Origin of the sequence: Niallia sp. Sow4_A1, from assembly GCF_052116745.1 — a bacterium.
GTDB lineage: Bacteria > Bacillota > Bacilli > Bacillales > Cytobacillaceae > Niallia > Niallia hominis.
The window spans coordinates 76,786-98,212 of the sequence record NZ_JBQKKM010000007.1; the positions used below are offsets into that span (position 1 = coordinate 76,786).

The window sequence follows — 21,427 nt, forward strand, 5'->3', positions numbered from 1 at the left end:
TTTATATTTATTCTTCTATAATTAGCTTTACATCACTTTTACTATATATTTTAAATTTATTCTGGAAATGATTTAATACAGGGCTAATGTCTTTACTAGTTAATGTGTTTAACAGTAAGTCAATGTCTTGGGAAACAAGATCACTAAGCTGAGATAAATTAATATAATTATTTTTGTATTTTTTTGCTTCATTTACTGAAAAATATGGCTTTTCCATTAGTTCGGTTGGTTTTAATAGCCCATATTTGATTAACAAACTAATTTGACTATTTTTTATCCCTAGGTATTTAACTAGTTCCAGTCGAGATAATACCCCTTTTCCTGTTTCTAACTTATTTTTTAATGACTCTTCCCATACTTCATTTTTTCTAATAAGATATCGTTTTAAGCCTGTATCTTTCACTCTTTTATCAACCACACGTATTTTCCCCTTGACTATAAGTGTAATCATATCGGATAAATTAGTGCCTACTGAATATTTAATACTCTTTGTAATATCTGTTAGCTCTTCTTCATTACAAGAAATTTGATTACTTTGTAAACAATATCTTTCATACCTTTTCTCTATAATTCGGAAGATTTGGTCAATCTTCCGCCGGTCATATAATACTTCATTAGTACCATTAATGATTGGAGAACTTTTTACTTCCAAAAGAGTCTTTTCTAAAGAAATCACACCGTTAAGTGATATGTTTAAAATACTACTTGTTACTTTTCTATTAACCAAGAATCTTTTATTTGAAAGATATCTATTAACACTTTCTCTTGATATTAATAAAAATTCTTCTCTCTCCTTGGTAATACTCGCTTTAAGAAATCCATTAGCTATAAGTTTTTTTACAGTAACATGTTTGCATTTTAACATGTTAGCGACTTGTGATAATGAAAGATAATAAGCACTATAAATATCCTTGTTAAAACTCCTACTATTTGAAATTAATGAACTATCCCAGTTTTTAAATATATAATTTTCAAATTCATTTCTTAAGAAGTCCATTTGAGGATGATTATACTTATTATATAAATCAATAAAAAAGTAGCCAAAGTTATTAATATAACTGCCTCTATCATATTTAGGCTTACACTTCTTAAAATTTCTGTACAATTCCAAAAAATCAGAATAATTAACAGGCCAATTTTCGAATCTTTTTGTAATGTTCATAATTAAGGTAGTAAATTCCCTATCTTCATATTCAAATGGAATTGAAATACTCCCTACTCTACTCTTATCTCTATAGTACAATCTTATAAAAAAGTGATAAATCAATAAGATATATTTTAGATCAAGTTTAGTTAACAAATTTAGATTACTTTCTTTAAAATTTCTGGTATCAGAGTTAAATTTATAATAGATGATTCTTGACACGAAGGAATTGCTTTCGTCAGCATTTTTAACTTTTAAGGTCCTTAAGTCCTTATTACATTTACAATAATAAAACTTCTTTCTATATTGTTTAATTGGTTTTCCACAGCTACTACATGAAGAAACAAGGAAACAATTATGTATTGGACATACTAAAAAAATTCTTATATCCCATAATTTATGATGAATACCAACAGTTTCAAGGCATCTAGGACATACCTTAGCATGAGCATTCATCAAACTGTCTTGATACAAAGTAAAATTAAAATGCTTAAATTTTCCTTTTTCATAATCAAACTCGTTATAAAATGTAGTTATTAATAATTCATTAAGTGACAAGCCAGTTAAATTCATTAAAGATGAAAAATCAAATTTCCATGGTAGCAGATTGCGAGGACCAATATAGTGATTAAAATCAGAATCGTTTAATATCCATGTATTTGTTTCATACATATTTTCAATTGATAATCTATTAATATAACTAAAGATATTTTCATCTTTTCTAGGTTTAACTACACAAAGTAATTTTTTGTTCAATAAATAATCACCCCCAAAAAAGTTATTTTACTTATAAGTTTAAAAGATATAATAATATATAATTGAGTAATCTTAAATCAATTTAAGATTACTCAATTTTTCATTCCGAATAATTATGAAAAACTATTCCGGTCAATTATGAAATTATTCCGGAGAATTATGAAAAATCACAAATAAATCCTTTTAATGTTAGGGATTTTATTTTTTAATAATAAATCATCAATCCCTTTTCCATCCGATTCTTTCCAAACAATTAAATTAGCATGAAATTTTTGTTTTTTTAATTCCTTTGCACACTCCAATAGATGTTTTTTTACATAAACATTCTCAATAGCATCTGCATCGAAACAAATATTAACAGTTTGAACGCCCATCTCTTTTAATACGGGGATTGCTAACCTCCAAGCTCCTACACCAGGAAGACTAATGAAAGTATCTCCAATTTGATCTATCTCTAATGGATCATATAGATTAGCCATTAAGTCAACTGCTATATCTCCTTTTAAAGCTCCTTCACCAAGCCACACGGTTTTAGCTTTATAAAGAGTACCAGGAACCCATTTATTTAACTTTGTACTAGGAATGGATACGTGAATAGGTGCTGGGCTACCAGAGCCTGTCCCATTAGGTTTATTGGCAGAACTTAACCAGTAATATCTATTCCCTTTTTTAACTCTAATCCATCCCAATAACTCATTATTGTCTGTAATAGTACACCAATCCTTTTGTAAAGGAACTTCACCTTGAAATATTATATTCTCTTTATATTTTACCTCTACGACATTTGGCTGCTTGATTACTTTAGCTTGAAATTCTTTCCCATTAAATTTAACTTCCACTATATTCGGTGGGTTATCAATTCTATATTGAAAACCTTCGATTTGGTTATATTGGTTTCTGTATGGAATAAGAATTCCTTTCATTCCAGCTATACTCCAATAACCATTTTGAAAATAGAACCCTGGTATTCCTTGAAAATCATTTATCCCTAAATCATTGCTAATGGCTTTAACAATATTCCAAGGCTTATCAGGGAATGATTTATAATTTCTGATAGTTATTTGTTCATCACTCAATTTCCGTTCATTTGAAGTTAAATGATTATAATGAAAATCATCTAAAACTAGATTATCTAAAAGCGCATGATAGATGGTATCTAATGTGATACTGTCCTTTTTAGGAAATCCATTTACTTCTTCAGCCATTTCCTTTACATTCACTTTATTTCTATTATCTTCTTTTAATACATGCAAGTAACTAATTAACGCGGAGTTTTTTGAAAACTGAATATCGCTTTCTACTCGAATGCATACTACTTTGCTATTATCTTCATTGGTCATGCATGCTCCTGTTTTACCACAAATGGGACAAGGAGTACGATAATATTCATAAAACCCTTTTACCTTTGTTTTTCTATATAAGGAATTCATAATTTTCCTCCTCTTTCGTCTTGTTAAATACAATATTTAAATCTACTACGATCAATTGGTGGCATAGTTGTAACAATCTTAAATTGATGATTTGATACTTTTGCAATTACTACAACCACTGGATTATCGTCAGTATCTCTTCCAAGTACTGCAACTTTTGAAATAGATTGCCTTTCCACTATTTCTCCATTTAATATGGCAGTAACTATATCTGCTTTGGTATAACCTCTTTGCTCTAATCGCTGCATAGTATGAATGCTGATTATGATTTTGCCTTTTCCACTAAATAGTACTTTTTTTACTTCTTGTAATTTCATCTCCTTCACCTCCAAAAAAAAAGACTTTGGTATGTAGTTAAAGGACAGAAATACTCCTCAAAACTACGAACCAAAGTCCGCTATTATTAATTATTAAACCGCTTATCAAAAAGAAAGCAACAAAATACTAAAATATATACAATTTATGTATTTATCATAGCACTTTATTTAAGTTCTATTCAACCTCTTGATTGGAAAAGTTTTTTGATAAGTGTTTTGAGAGGAATTTTTTTTGAATTTGATATGGAATCCAATTGAAATCCCGCCTTAATAAGATTTTCATAATTCTCTTTTACTTTTTCCCTTACTTCATCAAATGAGATAAGAGGCTTCTTTTTATATTGTAATCGAATATATTCTTCTGTTAGATCCGGAATGGTCCCTATCAGGGGGAGTTCAAGGCCATTCACTAAAGAGTTAATCTTACTAAATGGAAAACTACGATTATAGATTAATTTCATCGATATTCCATGTTTTTCTCTTAATTGGTGAATATAATTTTTCCACATTAAAATATCTACAATTGAATTGTCTACCATTACCCAAAGTTCATCAATATTTTGAAGCACTTTTTCTGTTTCTTCTGTCATCTTTCCACTTGGCAAATCTGTTAAAATTACATCATGATATCGAAAAAATTGAAAATACACTTCTAAAAAGTCCTCAGTCCAGTTATAAACATAATCTTTTTCTCCAATAGGTAACCATAGCACCCCCATATATTGCCAATTTGTTTTGTGATAATCTAATTCCATAAGTTCATATTCTTCTAAATGAAACACTTCTATAAAAGAACGAAAATTAACCGGCATTGGTTCATATCTAGACAAAACACTAGATAATTTTGGAGGTTGCATTGCCTCTATAACAGCTGTTTGTATTTTTTGTTCTTGTAGGTATATTGCAAAGTTTAGAATAAAACTCGATACTCCTATACGATGAAGTGGAGACCATACTGCAATCGTTTTGTTTTGTGGGTATTGTTTCCCTTTGTATACATATTGCTTTCTCATAGCTTCAATTTTATTTGTACTGAAATGACTAATGTTAATAGGATATTCCGTTGATGGGAAATCATCTTTAATACTCACCGGTGGTGCATTGTTACAATCAACAGTTTCAATTGAGTCTATTATTTTATTTTCTTTTGCTTCTCCTGTAATTGAAGTATGTAAAGATCCCTGGTCAACTTGAACCTCCATATTGAGTGTATTCTCAGAAGTACTAATATCTTTATCTTGACTATTTTTTACTTTTTTTGGCCAGATGAATAGAGCCTTTCTGAGCGAATCCTCATTCTCAAAGAAATACATGTTTCTCCCATTTGCTTTATTGTCATTTGAATTACCCAAAATGTAAATATCATGGACTTTAAGAGTCGTAAAGAACTGATTGTTTATTTCATCTGAAGTAATAATTAACAAATTAAAGATGTAATTTTCTTCTTCATGGTTAATGAAGTTAGAATGATAGAATACAATTTCTACATCATTTGATTGTATTGCCCCGATGATCTGTTCATCACTTATAGAGGTTAGAACCTTTTTCATAGATTAAATGCTCCTGTTTTAAGTATTCATCAATTTTTTTTCGGAATTTAAATGGAAAAGGAATTGTTCTGCTTTCCACTTTTCTTAAATAGCTGCTACTGATGCCTATCTCTTTCGCGAATTGAAATTGATTTAACTTCAATCGTTTCCTCAAAATAATAAGTCTTTCAACATCATCTTCAATACAAATTTGGTTTAAATTTCTCATCATTTTTTCCCCTTCTTTCCAAAAAATAAAAAAAACCGCTAATATCCCCTTAGATAAGAGGATACTAGCGGTTATCGCTTTCATGTTTACTATTAATCTAAATAGAGTATATCATAGACTTTAAAAAATATATAGAATGAATTATTTAATAGTTGTTACAGTTGGAGACAAAATGTATAATTTAATTATAACTTTTTTATATTTTTAATTTTGTGGCGATCCTTTTGGATTTGCGGTTTCTAAAATAAACATACAGCCTTTGGGTTGATAGATTTTAAGAATAGCATTTTGCTATTCTTTCCCTATCTCTCCAAAGGCTTTTTTATGTTTATCGATGTAAAAGAGTTATAAATTATTATAAGAAAGGGAGAGAAAAAAATGACGACGCAATCTACAGAAGAAATTCTTAACAAATTAAGACAACCATTCTCACAAAATGATATAGAATGGAAAGTTCAAACAAGTAACAAAGGTAACAACGGAGCTTATGCTTTTGTAGTAGCTTACGTGAATAACAGAGCTATTCAAAATAGACTAGATGAAGTATTTGGTATTGGCGGCTGGAAAAACTCATACGTAGAATTCTCCGGTGGTATAATTTGTGAACTTAGTTGTTATATTAATGGCCAATGGATTACCAAATCGGATGGTTCTGAACCTTCTAATTTTGAAGCCTTTAAGGGTGGTTTATCGAATGCGATGAAGCGAGCTGCTGTACAGTTTGGTATTGGGCGTTATTTATACAAATTAGAGCCGATATATGTTCAAGTTTCTGAAACTAAAAGTAATAATTCTATCTACTTGAATGATAAAAAAAACAAAGTAGTGGGTTATTATGAACCACCGTGTTTACCTGATTGGGCTTTACCACCTGATGAGCAAAAACAAGGAAAAAACATTGAAACAACTAGTACTAGCGATAATAACAATAAAAAAAGAGAAATTGATAAGAAGACTGGAAATAACACCTTCAATAGGAATTCTTATTTTATTTCTATCACCGAATTTATAAATAAAATCAAGCTTAAACCAAGAGCAGCAATGGAGTTATTTCATCATATAAATTCTGATACTAAATCTGATTGTGTTGAAATAAAAGATATTAAGGAAAAGGCTACTGACAAAGAGTTAATTAAATACTATGAAACCTTAAAACCCGTAAGTGACTTAGTTAAAATGAGTATTCATTATAAAATACCAGTTGAGAATGTATTAAATTATGTGAGGATTTTAAAACCACAAGAGAGGATCGATAATCTTCATTCTTGTTTACTACGTTTGAACAGAGAAGACATTAAAGAAATCAATGGATTTATTGAAGGTGATATAAAAAATAATATGTTTGAACATCAAACAGCGTAAACAAACACAAAAATATTTTTGTGTTATTTTTTTAACCTTTTTTAGGAGGAAATTACATGGAATTTATTATTAATAAAGAGAGTTTATTAGAGGTCCTATCAAAAGTAGAGAAATTAGTAAAAACTAAAACATCAAATCCAATACTACAAGGTTTTTATTTAGAAGTTAAGTCAGATAAGATAATCGTTATTGGATCTGATTTAAACACTACTATTCGTTATGAATTACCAGTTTTATTCGAAGATGAGTCAATACTTATTAATAAAGAAGGTAAGGTAGTTGTTCCCTATCAGTTTTATGAAATTGCTAAGAAAGTTAAAACCGAATTAAGCATTTCATTAGATGATACGCAATTAGTAATAAAACATGGGAAGAAAAAAAAGAGTGAATTTAAACTATCAGTTTTTAAGGCAGAAGAGTATCCTAAATTACCTAGATTTGATGGTATAGAGCCAACTATGTCTATTAAAGGAACCGAATTTAATTCATTTATCAAAAAAACAGGGTATGCAGCTTCAAGTTCTGATGCTAGACCAGTTCTACAAGGAATTTGTTTTGAAATTACAGAAGATAAGCTACGACTTGTCTGTACGGATTCTCACCGTTTAGGCGTTATTGACGTCACAGAATCTCATAAGGAGTCCAGGAAGATTATTATCCCAGCAAAATCAATATTGGAAAGTTTGAAGTCCTTTGATTTAAGTGAGAAAGTTACTGTGTTTTGTGAAAATGATCGAATGCTTATTTTACAAAATAATAATCTCACTTTTTATTGCCGTCTATTAGAAGGAACTTATCCAGATGTAAGCCGCTTAATTCCAAAAGAGCATCTTGCTGAAATGAAAATAAGCAGAAAAGAATTTTTGGAAGGCTTTGAAATGATTAATGGTTTGACTAATGCAGCAGATAATGAGACTAAAGGAATCGTTAAACTCCATGTAAATGGAGTTGCGACTTTATCAACATATCAAGCGCAAACTGGAAGCGGAAAAATTGAAATCGATTATGAAAGTTTAGAAGGTGAAGATAATTTTGATATTGCCTTTAATAATAATTATATGATCGATACATTAAAAGCAATGGAATCAGAGTATGTGTCCTTTAAATACCAAGGTTCTATGCGTCCATTTTTATTAACACCATGTGATTCTTCTCATGAGGAAATACAATTGATTCTTCCGGTGAGAAATAAATAACAAAATGTTAGAAGAAAGGCTCTCCTTTCTTCTTTTTCTATTGGAGGATTTATGAAAATAAATATGAGGAAACTCTCACAGGAAATTAAAAATAAAAATACTATTGTTAAACCAAATTCATCGGAAGCAGGAATGGCCTACTTTATGGATATAGTTATTAACCATTCTGAAACAGATAGTATTAATTTCAATTCATTTACCTATGATGAAGCAATTCTTGCCTTCGATGAATTCTATTATTTACCATCGGATGAATATACGGATGATTTTTCTGAAGAAGACTATGAAAATATAAAAAATAATATGTGGTCCTCTTATTTGCAAACCCAAGAATTTTTTGTCCGTTGGAGTCAAGAAAGCAAAAAAATATATTGGTATGAGGATGATTTTATTTAGAGAGGTGAAGAAAATGACATCAATTTTGATGGATGCAGAGTCTAAAGCAAGTTATGACTATTCAATTTCTAACTTATTAATGTTAAAGATTCTCCATGACGCTAATGTGGATGTAAGTGGATACGGTAACTATCGAGTAGAAGTAGGTTTTATGTCTAATCCTGGATACGATTTTTTAATGCGAGGTATGAATGATTTAGGTTTTGATACAAAACACGCAACAGTTTATACGGATGATCCAGAAGAAATCTCACTTGCTAAACAAATCGAGAGTGTAATCAACCCAAAAGCAGAATGGTATATAGTGTTGAATAGCTTTAAAGTGGAAAAAATACTACTTTCTAGTCAAAAAGATGAGTATATAGCCTTTATTAAGTCAACTTTGAATCACATTGATTTAGAATGTGAAGCATTTGTAGAGGAGTCTTTGGGGATTATTATTGGATTCATTTTTGATGGATTTTATCATGAATTATTATCAGCTTTAATAGAGGTGGCTGATGAGACTAATAATATTTACGAAAAACTGGAGGAACAACAAAATGGACATTATCTTTCGGCTTAGTGATGAACCACAGCACTTAAATGCACAAGTCGAAGTGTTACAAATCACTTCTGATTTCAATAATACTTTAGAGTCATTAGATCAAATGATTAAGTTAAATGGAAGAATGATAGAGGGATTATATAACATTACCCTCCCTAATCTTTTTAGTATTCTTCAAGAAAGTATAGAGGATTACATAATTGATTCTCAAACTCCAATTCTTCCAAAAAATTGCGTGAAACATGTTTGGATTAATGAATTAGCAAAGCATCAACTAGTATATATAGAGGTACCAAAACAACAACTTGATATGCGGTATGGAAAAACACTATTTAAACAGGTTGGACTACCAAGACTAATCTTCTTATATGAAGTAATGGAGAAAAAAGTAAAATTGAAAAACATTGTTGCTGTTAAAGGCTCCAAATTTTTGACAAAAGATACGGAAGTATTTCTTTTCCCCTTTTCACATGTATCTTTAGACGGTCATGTTTGCATGGGAGGAAATACTTTTCCTGAAATAGATGACATCTATCAATTAAACAGTTTGCATTTATTGTTTTTGCAGGCACCTTTTGGAGAAGATTATGGAGCAAAAACAACTACTAATTTAAGTGTGGCATCATTATTTGAAAAATATGAAAATAAACAATTTGATGATGAAATCTTATTACCACATTCGAAAATTCAAATTTTAGAGAATCTATAATAAAAATACAATATGGAGGAATTGAAAATGACAATAAAACAGGATGATATCTTTTCACTATTTGATATTGAAGTGGAGACTAAAAAAGTTGACCTTAATAAAATGAATGATATAAAGGAAAATAAACCAAAGCTAAAGACTGATACTAATTCTAGTTCTACAAAGAGTTCAACAAATAAGAAAGATAACTTTAAATTAACAAGTAAAACCATTATTCGGTTTGGGATGAATGAATATCCAGTTACTAATTATTTCTCCAAGGACGAAATTGAAAGAGGACTTCCATCTAAAAAAACGCCTGAGGATGGAGAAATTGAATATAAACCTATTAGTGAAGAACAACTTAGAAAGAAATTAGAAAAAGACTTTCCAATCTTAGTACCTAAATATACCACCTTGGTATATGTAGAAAAACAAGATGTGGTTATTCCTATTATGCAAGCAAAGAAAAATGGCAGCATGGATAATAAAGAGTTCTCTTTCGAGGACTCTTCTTTAAAACAACAAAAAAAGAAGATTCCATTTCAAATCTTATTAGATTTTATCCATATTGCTAAGTACTTTTCAGATAATCACGGTACTGAAGTATTTGCTAATATTTACTTTGATCATGACACTGAGGAATTTTTTATGGATATTCCTTCCCAAAGAGTTAGCAGATATTTAGTCACTATTACAGAAGAGGCACAAGAGACCGCTCTTAAACTCATAGAGAGAAGGTATTCAAAGGTAATGGAAATACATTCACATCATATTTTAAGTCCTACACCGTCCAAAATAGACGATGACAACCAGCGTGCTCCTATTTTATATGCCATTATTGGTAATATTAATGGATTATTCCCTGATGTGCTAGTTCGTACATTCAATAAAGAATTAAATGAACATATTATTATAGATAGTAGCAAAGTATTTGAATTTACATTGACAACTAAACAAAAGGTAAATGGCTATGATCTAACTGTAGTGGAGGTTGAATAGATGCAACCTATTTCTATAGATTTAAGCCGCTCTTATCAAAGTGAAGTATATTATCAGATTCTAGTTATAGGCGCAGGAGGTACTGGAGGAATTGTTATTCAGCAATTGTGCCAAATGTTAAGTATGTTTGAGATATCGGCAAAGTTAATAATTGCTGAACCAGATATTTATGAAGAAAAAAATAGAAATAACCAACTATGCTTAGCAAAAGATGTAGGTAAAAATAAAGCAGATGTCTTAGCTAAAAGGTATCGTGCTGCTTATCAACTAGACATATCCACTTACACTGGAGGTTATGTAGAAGACACTAAAACAATAGACACATTGTTCCAACTCAATTATGAAAGAATTCCATATAACTATAGAATAGTCCCTATTCTTATTTCTTGTGTTGATAATAACTATTCAAGAAAGATATTCCATGAGTATTTTAACACCGCTCAGACCCTACTATATTTTGATGTAGGCAATGAAAATGTTATCTTACCAAAGGATCACAGAAATAGACCAATTGAGTCCTGGACGAAAGAGGAATTGGAAGAATATAAAGATTCAGGTTTCACTGGACAAATGGTTTGTGGTTTCAAGTCTGATTGGAAAATACTTTCAGAACCAATAGGTACGTTATATCCAGATATTTTAGAGGACAATGATGAAATAGCTCCTTCTCAATTAAGTTGTCAGGAACTAGCTGCATCCAATCCTCAGAGATTAATAACTAATCGTTATAGTGCTATATCTGTAATTACTGTACTGAATGAAATATTTGAAACTAAAAGTCTATCAACTCACAGGATTCTATATCATGCAAAAAGAGGTTATATGAAGAGTGAACCGATTTTAGGATAAAAAAAGTAGCACAGACATAGAACTTGTTTGTGCTACTTTTTTATTTTACTCTTTGCTATTATCCAACTTTGCTTTTCCAGACCCTATCAATATATCAATTTTGTCTCCTTCTTTGTAGTTATTAAATTCATTTTCTGTCACCAATATATCATAAGGCTTTTCATTAACAAATATTTTAAAGTATAAGTTAATTTCTTCTTTTGATGTTGTGATTGGTACACCTGCAGCTGTCATTACAGGATCAAGTTCCATTACTGTTTTTTTATTAGCAAATTTACTGGCTAACTCGACCTTATATTTAACGCTAGTTGATTCGAACTTATATCCTTCATAAAAATAAAAGCACATAGTTATTAGCGAGAGTATCCCTACCACCCAAAAGAATGGAGTTAAGAAATTTCTAGTATCCATCATTCATTTCCTCTTTTCACTAATATACAGGCGCATTTAATAAAATTCTTTGGAAATTTTCGGAATAGATTATTCTTGATTGATTACCTCTTTTATTTTCCAACAGGCCTCAGCTACGCCTTATAAATAAAACATTTTATCAAACAAAAAATAAACTAAATAAAGTAATAATGCCCCACTCCCCCACAATATCCCAACAACTGCTCCAATTAAAGCAGAAATAACCAAACGATCGAAAATAGCCATTAATATCCCTCCAAGCTAAATAAAAATCCAAAAATTTTAAACAAGCTTTCTAAATATCTCACTACGTTTGTGAGTTGCATTCACAGCTCCAGTTTTCTTTCCCTCTTGCTTCTAGTTTAGTTTTTTAATTTTCATAAAGTAATTTCCATTCCTCTTTTATTTGGAATTTCGTGTAATATTTTCTATAGTAGTAAAAGTTTGGTTTGTCTTCTAATTGTTCGAATACATGCAAGAAGTTAAAGTACTCAGAAAGATAGTATATTAAAGATGGTTTGTCTCCTCTTAAATTATTCTCTGCATACATTGCTTCAGGTACATTGTGAAGAGAATCTGCTAAATGCCAATTTACAGCTAACTGAAAATCAATGAAATCTTTATTCATACTTTCACTATTAATTTCTGATGTTGACCTAAAAAACATCAAGCCATTTAGTAAAACTGATGAAGCCATTTCTCTTAGTTCTTCAATTGAAAATGTTTCTAAATTTTTACGAATTTTTGCTTTTATTTCCTTATTTCTATTTATTTCGCTAAAAATAAGATCCATCCAATTGATTGGTTCTTTTTGGTTATATTGAGTAGATCGAAGTTTACTTTCACTGGAGATTTCCTGCCTAAATCTCTTGAATTTTTTCATTTTCATTCCTCCAAAAGTTCATCAAAGTTTTCTTCACTTGTATCAAAGAACTCTTCTCCAACGGTCATAGTTTTAAACAATTTACCTGTTTTTGCTTTTTCTTTTATCATCCCTTCAATACGGTTAAATATCATGTTTCTTTGAACGAGAGGTAAAGTGTTTTTCATCGTTACATTTAAATAGAGGTCACCTATAGAATTTTTAATGACAAAAATATCCCCTATCTTGTCGAAACCATTCCAGAATGATTGGGTAATTGTCCATACTTCTACATTGTTATTTACAACTGAAATATTCATAAATACATCTGGAAAAAGGAAGTGTGTATCTTCTATATTCGCTAATATTCCTCCCTCTTTATTTTGATTCGGTAAACTTATGTCTCTTCTATCCCGTTCATCTTGAAAGGCAAGTTGTACACCCAAAACGGTTGTATAAAATGCATAGTTCAATAAAGTAGGAAGAATATTTTCATATTCTATTACTAGTTTTGCAGTTAATTTTCTATGTGGTTCTGTAATTAATGTATCCTCTACATTTTCACCTAAGACCTGACGGAGCATATCAAAAGTTTGTTGTTTAAGGTTGGCATTACTTTGTTCAAATATTTCATCATCTTTAAATATCTCTTCTAGATTGTTTAATATTTCCATCCCAATAAAATATCCATTAAATAAAAGAGATTTTGATACTTTAAATAGATGATTCTCATATTCCTTAATTTTCTCTGCGTCCATAAATTGTTCAAGGTGTATACGCACATATTGGTTCAAAAGAAAAAAATCTTTGTTAAACTCTCCATTTGTTTGATAGTGTAACATCAACATTTCCTCTGTTTTTTGCTGAATTTCTTCTAAAGTTTTCATTTTTCTTTTCCTCCTTGGGATTCTTCATAAAAAGGATCTGATGGCTCATCAGTAATATATTTCCAAGCACCATCTTCTTTATAAATAGAAGTAATAAAATAATTAATTCCTTCTGTACTTAATACTTTGCGATAAAAGTACCCCTGTCTTTTAAATCTATCTAAGTTTACTACTGTAATATCATAAGACTCCCCTTTGACATTAGCTTGTAAATAGGAATCTTGTATTGATTTGAAAATATTTATGGCATCGTGTTTTTGTGGTAATTCTTCAACGGTCTGAATACTACCATAGTCTAAAATAAATTTGTAGAAGTCCTCAGGAGAAATTTGCAGAGATTGGAATTTGTATAAGATATCGGCTGCATACCTTGCAAACTCCTCTGGATCTTCATAAGAAGATTTTACTTCCACTTCTTTCTTATCTAGTATTTTGACAGATTCACCGTCCAATTCAGCAACAACCTCATCTAAAGGCCGTACCTGATCCTTATAGAATGATTCTAAGTCCTGGGATTTACTATCAGTTTCAGTTTCTTCATGTGTATCCTTTGTTTCATTTATTTTTTTCGCTTCCTTAACAAATGGATCATTACTACAACCTGAGAGTATGATAAAACCTGAGATCAAAAGTGAAGAGTAAAATGGTTTAAATCTCATAAAAAACTCCCTTCCTTTATTTCTTTTTTCTCTTGTTCTGTAAGAAAATCAACAAGTTCCGCTGTATGAATAGTCGAAGAATTTCTAAAAACATTCATAAAGAACTGTTTAACATTAAAAATTCTAATTCGATCCCCATGGAAAGAAACTGGGACATTGATGTTTTTATTTATACATAAGCACAAAGTTTTAAGATGATCCTTGTGAATGCTGGAGTGTATGCTAATATTATCCTGTTTTCGTTCCCCAAACAAAATAGCAGCAATTATGATAGCTTCCTTATCAATTAATGATGGATCAACACGATAACTAAATATCTTATGGTCTTTAATGTACCAATTGCTTAGGAAGAATCCTAAAGCATTACTATGAATAGTGAATTCTCCTTTTTTGAATTGCACTGACACGCTATTTTCTAATTTGTATTCTGCTAATAAGTTAGATAAATAAAGAATTTTTTTCTTATTAAATGGAACTTTAAGTTTTCGCGAACTTGATTGTATTTCTTTTTCTCCTTCACTTAAGAGGGACGCAGTAATAACTTTGTTAATAAAGCTGTTTTCCCTTTCCATTAATCAACTTCTCTCCCTAAAAAAAGAACCCAGAATAAACAGCTCTATTATAGAACTGTTTATTCTGGGTTCTTCCCATTGAATGATTTATTTAAATGTATTATAGCCTATAAAGTTATTATATTTCAACCTATTAATAATATTAGATTCTAATTAAGTTTTAGATGCTTTTCATACTCTTCGTTAACTTACTTAAATAGATAGAAACAGTTTGTTCTTCTATACCCATAATCAAAGCTATACGTTGGACTGCGAGTTTTTTATTAATATATAAATAGTAGCACAGAGCTTTTCTAATAGTTGTTAACTGCAGGTCTTGATTAATATCATAATCCTTTTGTATATTTTTTAAGTGATAGTGTATTCCCATAAAAGTAATAGGTATTATTCTATTATTTACTGAATCCGTATAAGTGAATAGATACTCTGACTCGTTTAGTAAATTATTATAATAAAACTCAAGAAAAATACTTGCATCAATGTTATCCAATGTAATGACTCTATTGGAAAGATTAATCTTAATTCTATCATCGATTATAGAAACATCATCCTTTTTAAACTTAAATTCGGAGGCTTTTAATCCTTCCATAGCAAGTATAAACAATGCTTTTCGCTTTGCTGTATAATTGGTATTTGCTATTACAAGTTCCTTTACCTTAAGTAAATCTTCATAAAACAAACTAATATCCAGGTGTTTTTGTACCTTTAGTCTTTTTATTTTTGCTGCTGGATCAATAGGTACTTTGTTTCTTTCCCATAAATAATCAAAGTAGGATTTTAAAATGGCCAACTCTTTATTAATTGTGGAGATTGCCTTCTGATTATCTCCCTGAGTTGAAAGATAGTCTCTTATATCTTTAGATTTGATTTCATATAATTCTATTTTCTTTTTATAGAGTTGTCTTAGGAATGAGAAGAATTGATTTAAAACAAGTTCATAACTCGCTATAGTAGTTTCACTATAATTCTTTTCTTCTAAAAACGAAATAAAACCATCATACTTCATCTTCTATCCCCCTTTTAAAAACTATATAGTAATTTCAACTTATAATCTCTACTTCGAGAATTTTATTTACTTAGTCCTTAGTATATTTTAGTATAAATTATGGATAGTAATATGTCATTTTAATCTAACGTTTTTAAAAGGGAAATACCCATTAATGATGTGTATTGGTTATTTATTTTAAAAAGCTTAGAGTATATATGTACTCTAACGTAATTGTTAAAAGATAATATGTCATTAAGGGGTATCCGACAAAGTAAAAATGGACCACCTATAGTAAGTCAGTCCATACGGCATCGACTTTTTAATTTGACTTGAAAAAAACCAAGAAACCGTCTTTTGCTTTTAGCAAGACGACTTCTTGGTTTTTGATACAAAATAAGGGAAATTGGTATGAAATTGATTCAATTGAGTGTATTTTTATAGTGAATTTCTTATAGTTCCAGTTGTTTTTGACGCAGTACCTGAGATTATTTCGATCCTATACTCCTTACCTTTTTCCATCCAATAATCTTGCGTAGCTTCGCCACCCTCTTCGAACAATTGTAAACCAGCAGATCCACCCATAGTTACCCAATTATTTCCGATCTTTTCTTGCACCCATAAACCTGCAACCCCAGTAGAATAAAGCTTTATTTTACCATACTGACCTTTACCAACCACAGATCCTGACACCGCTTTCCATTCAGGCGGACTTATAGTAACACTTGATGAATCTGCAGCATATGCAGTTAAATTCACATATGGAGTAGATAGTTCGTTACTTGCTGAAGTTAGTTGGCTTTCAGTATTTCCTGATGCCGCAAAAGTTGGAATAGCAGAACCACCTACAATAGCTATTGCTACAGTAGCACTCAGAACTAGTTTCTTAATTTTCATTTTTGGGAACACTCCTTTTTAATATTTTTATAACTGTTAGTTACAATGTACTTATTCTATTTTTGGTATTAAATACCTTTTGAAAAATGTTAATTATTTGGAAAAAATGTAAAATGAGTAGATATTACTATGATTTTATGAAAATTAAAAAAGAAGGTTATCGGTTCTCGCGCCAAAATTTAGAAAGGCTAAGTCCTATCAGAAGATAATCCATACAGCCAATTCTTAATTACTATTACATAACGATTAACAAAGAAATTATTATAAACAAATCAATAAAAAAAGACTAAGTACAATTAACTTAGCCTTTTTTATTTAAAAGTACCCTTTATATGCTTACTAGTATTGATCCAACTAGAGTAAAAATAGATACTATTACAATTGTATTTAAAATAATGTTTTCAGATTTTTTTGTTTTAAGTAAAAACATTAAAACCACCTCAGTTCATTTATATACCATTATTATAAAACAATATGACAGAATATTCAATCTATTATATTGTTCTCTAAAGGATTATTTAGAAAGTTTTGAACCGAGTATTTCCCCTCTTCAAGAATTCTTTCCTGTTCCCTTAGAGCTAGTTCATATTTTTGCTCCATTTCAGCTATTTCTTCTTGTATACTATTCAATTCTTTATAATAGCCATCAATCTTTTCTTTTAATAACTCAGTCTTACTTTGAACAGCAGCTTCTTGCTTTTCTTTAAGTTGTTTATCTACTTCTATATTAATAAGTTCTTCTTTAGAATCATTTTTAAATCTACTAAAAAAACCTTTTGGTTTTTTCTTTAATGAGGCAACTAAAATTTGGTCTTGCCTTTCCAAGAGATAATTGCTCATAGAATCATTTTTAAGTTCAGTAACCTCGGATTTAGCATCAGCAATTTTTCTATCAATGTTTACTGACTCAATTCTTAAATTACTCAACTTTTTTTCATAAGATAATAACAAAACCGTTTGCTGCTGCATTTTTACTAACAACTGATTATTAAACTTATAAGAAGCTTCAACAAATTGAGATAACTTTTTAAGATCGTCATATAAAGGTGTATTTTTACTAGAAGGAACAGTTGTAGTTTTATGACCTAACTCAGTTAGTATTTCAGTTGTAGACAACCCCCCTATATCTATTAATATAGAGACTAAATGAATTTTAAAGATAGTATAATAACTTAATTTATAATATCTCCCTTGTTTTTCCGGCTTTATATAAATATCACTTAGCTCATGTCTTAAGTAATATCTTATAGTTGCATCAGCACGTCCAATAAATTTACTTGCTTCTACAGTATCGTAAGTTCGCTCATTACTCATACTTAAAATTTTTTCAGTCCAAATGTAATCTTCTAATTCACGAATAATAGCAACATTATAAAGAGGATCAAGTTTAAATTCATCTTCTAATAATTCTCTCATAGAAATTTCACTCATTCACCGCACCTCCTACCACTTTTATTGTCAAAAATGACACTTTACAATTGATTTTACACGGAAAGAACCAAAAAATCAAAGGAAGTAAAGGACATTTTTACATACCATCAATGCAAATTATCCTTACATTAATCATCACCTTACAACAACTCTACATAAACTTTATAAAAAACTTTTGTAAGCATTACGTAAAATAAATATTATGTTACATAAATTTTATATCATAAATACGTAAGACTTACATAAGTACATAAGATTAATATATAAATTACATCATTATTACGTAGTATTTTCATTGGTAAATCTCATAGAGTTCGTTAATTCCATGTTAATATACACTTTATCTATAAAATTCAACGTAAACATCACATAAAACAACCATTTACATAAACTTTCTCTTATAATGAATGCGCTTTCCGAAAGAATTTAAGCGAATAGGGGAAACAAATAGATTATAATAGCATTATTGACTATAAATTAAGGAAGTAATGAGATGAATAATTATTTAACGAAAGAAGAAATTGATATAAATAAAATCTATGATTATAATTTATATCCTGACAGGATTAGTGGTAGATGCGACAATTGTAATATGGCACATTTTAAAAGTTCTATATCGAAGGGGAAACTACTTAGGGAATGCCGGAATTGTTCCATGAAAAAAAGTATCTAAGTCAAAAAAAAGCAAAGAATAGGGCGATTCTTTGCTTTTTTTATCTTATTTTAATTCATTCTCATTTATTTGTTGTAAAATATCATCAATATCTATATCCTCATCATCCTTAGAAGATGCTACTTCTCCAACCGATTCTTCAAAAAGATCTTCCACTCCTAGTTCTGCAGCCAGTTCAGAAAGATCAAAATCATCCTCTTCGTTAGTTTCACTAATTTGCTCAATGCCTTGGGACATATAGGTTATTTGTTTTTGTCTTTCTTTAAATTCGTTATATTCTTCCACTAATCCCTTAGCCAATCGCTTAGGAAATGCCTCCGCTTTAAAAAATGTATAAACAGTTACAGAAAAATCATTTTGTTCTTCAATATACCCAGAAAAAACAGTACCGTTTAGGGGTAATTTATTAATAATTTCATCTCTAGCATCATCAATAAAAGAACTACCAACTTTTAATTTTGAATCAATAATAGCTAAAATCCCTATATGGTGAATTTTGGCCATTTGATTTGTCTCTGGATTAATCAATTCTATAGGATCGTGAAAGCTATTTTTATCGAGAGACTCAGAAAACATTTTATTAATATCATGACCATTTTTTATTTCAGAAGCAGGTTTAGTTACCTTACTTATGAATAAACAACCTTGATGCTCTAAAATTGTTCTTCTAAAATCAGCACTATCAAAAGTAACCGAGGTTCCACCACCAGTAGTAGCAGTATTTAGTTCATGAAACTCTTCAACTAGTTTAATATTTGCATAGTCTCGGTAATTTTCAATTCCTTTTCTCTCATTTTCTAGTAAACTATTGAACTCTTCATACATTAGTTGGTTATCAGGATAGACTACAAATGCTACACCTTTATTAGGGTTTTTGGCAATATCATCAATTTTTTTAGTGAAATTATTTACTTGTCTTAATACATCAGGACCATCCGCTCTAGTAGGGATAGTAGCCACTACACCAATCTTTGTAAATCGCTTACGAGCAATTTTAGTAGCCTCAATTAAGTATTTTTTTGGCTCTTTTTTTATCTCATCTATACCATATTTTTCTTTTAATTTATTAAACTCTTCTTGAATTTTAGGTTTATTGTTATATTCATAAAATTCTTCAATTGCCTTTACGATAGTAGAGGTACCCGTTCCGCCACCTAGACCAGCAAAAAACATTACTAAGTCGTCAGTCGGTCTAACTCTATCTTTTATGAAACTTTTTAGTTGCTCTTTAACTTTTTCATTTGTTTCTAAAATTTGCATTGCCTCTTCAGGATTCTTACCTAAACCACCCAGCTCTAGACTCTCTCTATTATTGGGAGTGATGTGCTTTAATCCCGCTAAATCACCATCATTACTGTTTAATGCTAGACAATTATATACAGAAGTACCATCAGCATTTTTTATAGCTGCAAATTGATCTGCCATTCTTGAACCGGCTTGTCCAAACCCAACCATAGTAATGTTAATAGCAGGTTTATTTTTTGTGAATGTTTTAGCCATTATTTTCATCTCCTTATTTACTAATAATCTTCTTCATCCATAAAGTCTTTGAATTACTTGTTTGCCGCGAATAGTTAAAAACAAATGCTTATATGGTGGAACAGCTTTATAATATATCAACGACATTGCTAACAAACGCTCAACTATTTTTTCCGCTTGTTTTCTATGTATGTAATCATCCTTGCAAACAAATGAATAACGTTTATTTTTTTCAACTCTATGTTTTCGTTCTACCTGTACTTTTTCAGATATTTCTCCAACTGTTACAATACTGTCCTTTTCGTTCTTTGCAATAAAGAGAAATACTTTTTTTAATACTGTGTCATTAGATATTAAATCGGTGAATAAATCTAATGTTTCTGGATCAAATTTTGTATTTTTATATTTTTGATGAAGCTCTAAGTCCAATATTATCCTCCTTTACTAAGATATTCTTATAATTTAAATATATAATAACCAATTAAAGTTACTAATTCAAGTGTCTACACTTTTAATAAATAAAATATCATATGAAATATATCTCACAAACCCAATAATATCAACGATTTACTCATAGTTACTAAAATAAGTTACTTTATGGATCGATTATAAGTTATCTCACTTAATTTTCAGTAATTATTGCTTAGAAAAATAAATTTAATTTATCTAAAAGTCACAAATTAGTATTTTTAGTTATTTCGCTATCATTTGAAGGTATTTTTTTATATTAAATAATTAATATAGTAACTATATTTAGTTACTATATTAAAAACCTTATATACCTTGATATTTTTTATATATTACAGTTCCATAAATAAGTAGCAAATGATATGGTTACCACTATTAGTTACTACTTATTTAATTTGTTTTTTCATAGTGGTTTTACATCTAAATTATATAAGCACTGCAAATAGCATTCATATAAACCAATGTTTTACGTAACTCTTACATCAACTCAATAAACACTTTCCTTACTCTAAACATACTTTTTACATTAATCAAACATAAACGAGAGATTAACATGGCTTCTTCTAAAAAGAAGACTTATAAGTCAGTTTATTCGCAATTAGATTACTAACTCGAATATAGATGACTCCCATTTTCATTGTCCTTCACCTATAAAATT

23 protein-coding genes are annotated in these 21,427 nt (G+C 29.7%); 7 read left to right on the top strand and 16 right to left on the bottom strand.

Features of this window, described 5'->3' with window-relative positions; all coding sequences use genetic code 11:
- Positions 1–7 precede the first annotated feature (7 nt).
- From ACTQ5K_RS05935 to ACTQ5K_RS05955, 5 genes are all read right to left on the bottom strand, one after another.
- Positions 8–1,900, bottom strand: a complete 1,893-nt coding sequence (locus ACTQ5K_RS05935) for a TniQ family protein (protein WP_016204950.1) — start codon at positions 1,898–1,900, stop codon at positions 8–10.
- 167 nt (positions 1,901–2,067) lie between these two features.
- The gene (locus ACTQ5K_RS05940; protein ID WP_441993778.1) at positions 2,068–3,330 is read right to left on the bottom strand and encodes a DUF3854 domain-containing protein; all 1,263 of its coding nucleotides are present in this window, start codon (positions 3,328–3,330) and stop codon (positions 2,068–2,070) included.
- A gap of 23 nt (positions 3,331–3,353) precedes the next feature.
- The gene (locus ACTQ5K_RS05945) at positions 3,354–3,647 is read right to left on the bottom strand and encodes a DUF4258 domain-containing protein (RefSeq protein ID WP_016204952.1); all 294 of its coding nucleotides are present in this window, start codon (positions 3,645–3,647) and stop codon (positions 3,354–3,356) included.
- Between the two features lie 179 nt (positions 3,648–3,826).
- Positions 3,827–5,197 carry a hypothetical protein gene (locus ACTQ5K_RS05950; protein WP_441993779.1) on the bottom strand — a complete coding sequence of 457 codons (1,371 nt, stop codon included), beginning with the start codon at positions 5,195–5,197 and terminating at the stop codon, positions 3,827–3,829.
- Positions 5,169–5,408, bottom strand: coding sequence for a helix-turn-helix domain-containing protein (locus ACTQ5K_RS05955; RefSeq protein ID WP_040344260.1), 240 nt, complete (start codon positions 5,406–5,408; stop codon positions 5,169–5,171). The genes ACTQ5K_RS05950 and ACTQ5K_RS05955 overlap by 29 nt, the downstream gene beginning before the upstream one ends.
- Positions 5,409–5,783: 375 nt before the next feature.
- Here ACTQ5K_RS05955 and ACTQ5K_RS05960 point away from each other — a divergent pair, with 375 nt between their 5' ends.
- Genes ACTQ5K_RS05960 through ACTQ5K_RS05990 form a run of 7 tightly spaced genes read left to right on the top strand, consistent with a single transcriptional unit; the run spans position 5,784 to position 11,445 of the window.
- A complete protein-coding gene (locus ACTQ5K_RS05960) occupies positions 5,784–6,767 on the top strand; it encodes a Rad52/Rad22 family DNA repair protein (protein WP_016204956.1) in 984 nt (327 codons plus the stop codon).
- 56 nt (positions 6,768–6,823) lie between these two features.
- Positions 6,824–7,963: a DNA polymerase III subunit beta gene (dnaN, locus tag ACTQ5K_RS05965; protein WP_441993780.1), complete on the top strand. Its 1,140-nt coding sequence runs from the start codon at positions 6,824–6,826 to the stop codon at positions 7,961–7,963.
- A 51-nt stretch (positions 7,964–8,014) separates the two neighbouring features.
- The gene (locus tag ACTQ5K_RS05970; protein WP_016204958.1) at positions 8,015–8,359 is read left to right on the top strand and encodes a hypothetical protein; all 345 of its coding nucleotides are present in this window, start codon (positions 8,015–8,017) and stop codon (positions 8,357–8,359) included.
- 13 nt (positions 8,360–8,372) lie between these two features.
- Positions 8,373–8,924: a hypothetical protein gene (locus ACTQ5K_RS05975; RefSeq protein ID WP_016204959.1), complete on the top strand. Its 552-nt coding sequence runs from the start codon at positions 8,373–8,375 to the stop codon at positions 8,922–8,924.
- Positions 8,902–9,615, top strand: coding sequence for a hypothetical protein (locus ACTQ5K_RS05980; protein ID WP_016204960.1), 714 nt, complete (start codon positions 8,902–8,904; stop codon positions 9,613–9,615). Before ACTQ5K_RS05975 ends, ACTQ5K_RS05980 begins: the two co-directional genes overlap by 23 nt.
- A 27-nt stretch (positions 9,616–9,642) precedes the next feature.
- Positions 9,643–10,596: a hypothetical protein gene (locus ACTQ5K_RS05985; RefSeq protein WP_441993781.1), complete on the top strand. Its 954-nt coding sequence runs from the start codon at positions 9,643–9,645 to the stop codon at positions 10,594–10,596.
- Complete coding sequence (locus ACTQ5K_RS05990; protein ID WP_441993782.1) at positions 10,597–11,445, top strand: ThiF family adenylyltransferase; 849 nt, start codon at positions 10,597–10,599, stop codon at positions 11,443–11,445.
- A gap of 45 nt (positions 11,446–11,490) precedes the next feature.
- Here ACTQ5K_RS05990 and ACTQ5K_RS05995 read toward each other — a convergent pair whose 3' ends face one another.
- From ACTQ5K_RS05995 to ACTQ5K_RS06045, 11 genes are all read right to left on the bottom strand, one after another.
- A complete protein-coding gene (locus ACTQ5K_RS05995; RefSeq protein ID WP_341153310.1) occupies positions 11,491–11,859 on the bottom strand; it encodes a hypothetical protein in 369 nt (122 codons plus the stop codon).
- Positions 11,860–11,976: 117 nt separating this feature from the next.
- The gene (locus ACTQ5K_RS06000) at positions 11,977–12,102 is read right to left on the bottom strand and encodes a hypothetical protein (protein ID WP_341118176.1); all 126 of its coding nucleotides are present in this window, start codon (positions 12,100–12,102) and stop codon (positions 11,977–11,979) included.
- A 124-nt stretch (positions 12,103–12,226) separates the two neighbouring features.
- On the bottom strand, positions 12,227–12,739 hold the full coding sequence (locus ACTQ5K_RS06005) for a hypothetical protein (protein ID WP_441993783.1): 513 nt from the start codon (positions 12,737–12,739) through the stop codon (positions 12,227–12,229).
- A 2-nt stretch (positions 12,740–12,741) separates the two neighbouring features.
- Positions 12,742–13,605 (bottom strand): hypothetical protein, encoded by an 864-nt coding sequence (locus tag ACTQ5K_RS06010; RefSeq protein WP_441993784.1) that lies wholly within the window; start codon positions 13,603–13,605, stop codon positions 12,742–12,744.
- A complete protein-coding gene (locus ACTQ5K_RS06015) occupies positions 13,602–14,264 on the bottom strand; it encodes a hypothetical protein (RefSeq protein WP_047943200.1) in 663 nt (220 codons plus the stop codon). Before ACTQ5K_RS06015 ends, ACTQ5K_RS06010 begins: the two co-directional genes overlap by 4 nt.
- A complete protein-coding gene (locus tag ACTQ5K_RS06020) occupies positions 14,261–14,836 on the bottom strand; it encodes a hypothetical protein (RefSeq protein WP_441993785.1) in 576 nt (191 codons plus the stop codon). Before ACTQ5K_RS06020 ends, ACTQ5K_RS06015 begins: the two co-directional genes overlap by 4 nt.
- 160 nt (positions 14,837–14,996) lie before the next feature.
- Complete coding sequence (locus ACTQ5K_RS06025; protein ID WP_047943198.1) at positions 14,997–15,842, bottom strand: tyrosine-type recombinase/integrase; 846 nt, start codon at positions 15,840–15,842, stop codon at positions 14,997–14,999.
- Positions 15,843–16,259: 417 nt separating this feature from the next.
- Positions 16,260–16,718, bottom strand: coding sequence for a hypothetical protein (locus ACTQ5K_RS06030; RefSeq protein WP_047943197.1), 459 nt, complete (start codon positions 16,716–16,718; stop codon positions 16,260–16,262).
- Positions 16,719–17,204: 486 nt separating this feature from the next.
- Complete coding sequence (locus tag ACTQ5K_RS06035) at positions 17,205–18,149, bottom strand: hypothetical protein (protein WP_047943196.1); 945 nt, start codon at positions 18,147–18,149, stop codon at positions 17,205–17,207.
- Positions 18,150–18,867: 718 nt separating this feature from the next.
- Entirely contained in the window at positions 18,868–20,322 is a 1,455-nt protein-coding gene (locus ACTQ5K_RS06040; protein ID WP_047943195.1) for a cell division protein FtsZ, read from the bottom strand.
- 33 nt (positions 20,323–20,355) lie between these two features.
- Positions 20,356–20,730: a hypothetical protein gene (locus tag ACTQ5K_RS06045; protein ID WP_047943194.1), complete on the bottom strand. Its 375-nt coding sequence runs from the start codon at positions 20,728–20,730 to the stop codon at positions 20,356–20,358.
- Positions 20,731–21,427: the final 697 nt, after the last annotated feature.

Bases quoted from the DNA above. Each gene is read 5' to 3' on its own strand.
- ACTQ5K_RS05950 (WP_441993779.1), bottom strand. From the start codon at position 5,197: ATGAAAAAGGTTCTAACCTCTATAAGTGATGAACAGATCATCGGGGCA.
- ACTQ5K_RS06020 (WP_441993785.1), bottom strand. From the start codon at position 14,836: ATGGAAAGGGAAAACAGCTTTATTAACAAAGTTATTACTGCGTCCCTC.
- ACTQ5K_RS06030 (WP_047943197.1), bottom strand. From the start codon at position 16,718: ATGAAAATTAAGAAACTAGTTCTGAGTGCTACTGTAGCAATAGCTATT.
- ACTQ5K_RS06010 (WP_441993784.1), bottom strand. From the start codon at position 13,605: ATGAAAACTTTAGAAGAAATTCAGCAAAAAACAGAGGAAATGTTGATG.
- ACTQ5K_RS05995 (WP_341153310.1), bottom strand. From the start codon at position 11,859: ATGATGGATACTAGAAATTTCTTAACTCCATTCTTTTGGGTGGTAGGG.
- ACTQ5K_RS05980 (WP_016204960.1), top strand. From the start codon at position 8,902: ATGGACATTATCTTTCGGCTTAGTGATGAACCACAGCACTTAAATGCA.
- ACTQ5K_RS06000 (WP_341118176.1), bottom strand. From the start codon at position 12,102: ATGGCTATTTTCGATCGTTTGGTTATTTCTGCTTTAATTGGAGCAGTT.
- ACTQ5K_RS06040 (WP_047943195.1), bottom strand. From the start codon at position 20,322: ATGGCTAAAACATTCACAAAAAATAAACCTGCTATTAACATTACTATG.
- ACTQ5K_RS05940 (WP_441993778.1), bottom strand. From the start codon at position 3,330: ATGAATTCCTTATATAGAAAAACAAAGGTAAAAGGGTTTTATGAATAT.
- ACTQ5K_RS05970 (WP_016204958.1), top strand. From the start codon at position 8,015: ATGAAAATAAATATGAGGAAACTCTCACAGGAAATTAAAAATAAAAAT.
- ACTQ5K_RS05985 (WP_441993781.1), top strand. From the start codon at position 9,643: ATGACAATAAAACAGGATGATATCTTTTCACTATTTGATATTGAAGTG.
- ACTQ5K_RS05990 (WP_441993782.1), top strand. From the start codon at position 10,597: ATGCAACCTATTTCTATAGATTTAAGCCGCTCTTATCAAAGTGAAGTA.
- ACTQ5K_RS06015 (WP_047943200.1), bottom strand. From the start codon at position 14,264: ATGAGATTTAAACCATTTTACTCTTCACTTTTGATCTCAGGTTTTATC.
- ACTQ5K_RS06025 (WP_047943198.1), bottom strand. From the start codon at position 15,842: ATGAAGTATGATGGTTTTATTTCGTTTTTAGAAGAAAAGAATTATAGT.
- ACTQ5K_RS06035 (WP_047943196.1), bottom strand. From the start codon at position 18,149: ATGAGTGAAATTTCTATGAGAGAATTATTAGAAGATGAATTTAAACTT.
- ACTQ5K_RS05975 (WP_016204959.1), top strand. From the start codon at position 8,373: ATGACATCAATTTTGATGGATGCAGAGTCTAAAGCAAGTTATGACTAT.
- ACTQ5K_RS06005 (WP_441993783.1), bottom strand. From the start codon at position 12,739: ATGAAAAAATTCAAGAGATTTAGGCAGGAAATCTCCAGTGAAAGTAAA.
- ACTQ5K_RS05945 (WP_016204952.1), bottom strand. From the start codon at position 3,647: ATGAAATTACAAGAAGTAAAAAAAGTACTATTTAGTGGAAAAGGCAAA.
- ACTQ5K_RS05960 (WP_016204956.1), top strand. From the start codon at position 5,784: ATGACGACGCAATCTACAGAAGAAATTCTTAACAAATTAAGACAACCA.
- dnaN (WP_441993780.1), top strand. From the start codon at position 6,824: ATGGAATTTATTATTAATAAAGAGAGTTTATTAGAGGTCCTATCAAAA.
- ACTQ5K_RS05955 (WP_040344260.1), bottom strand. From the start codon at position 5,408: ATGATGAGAAATTTAAACCAAATTTGTATTGAAGATGATGTTGAAAGA.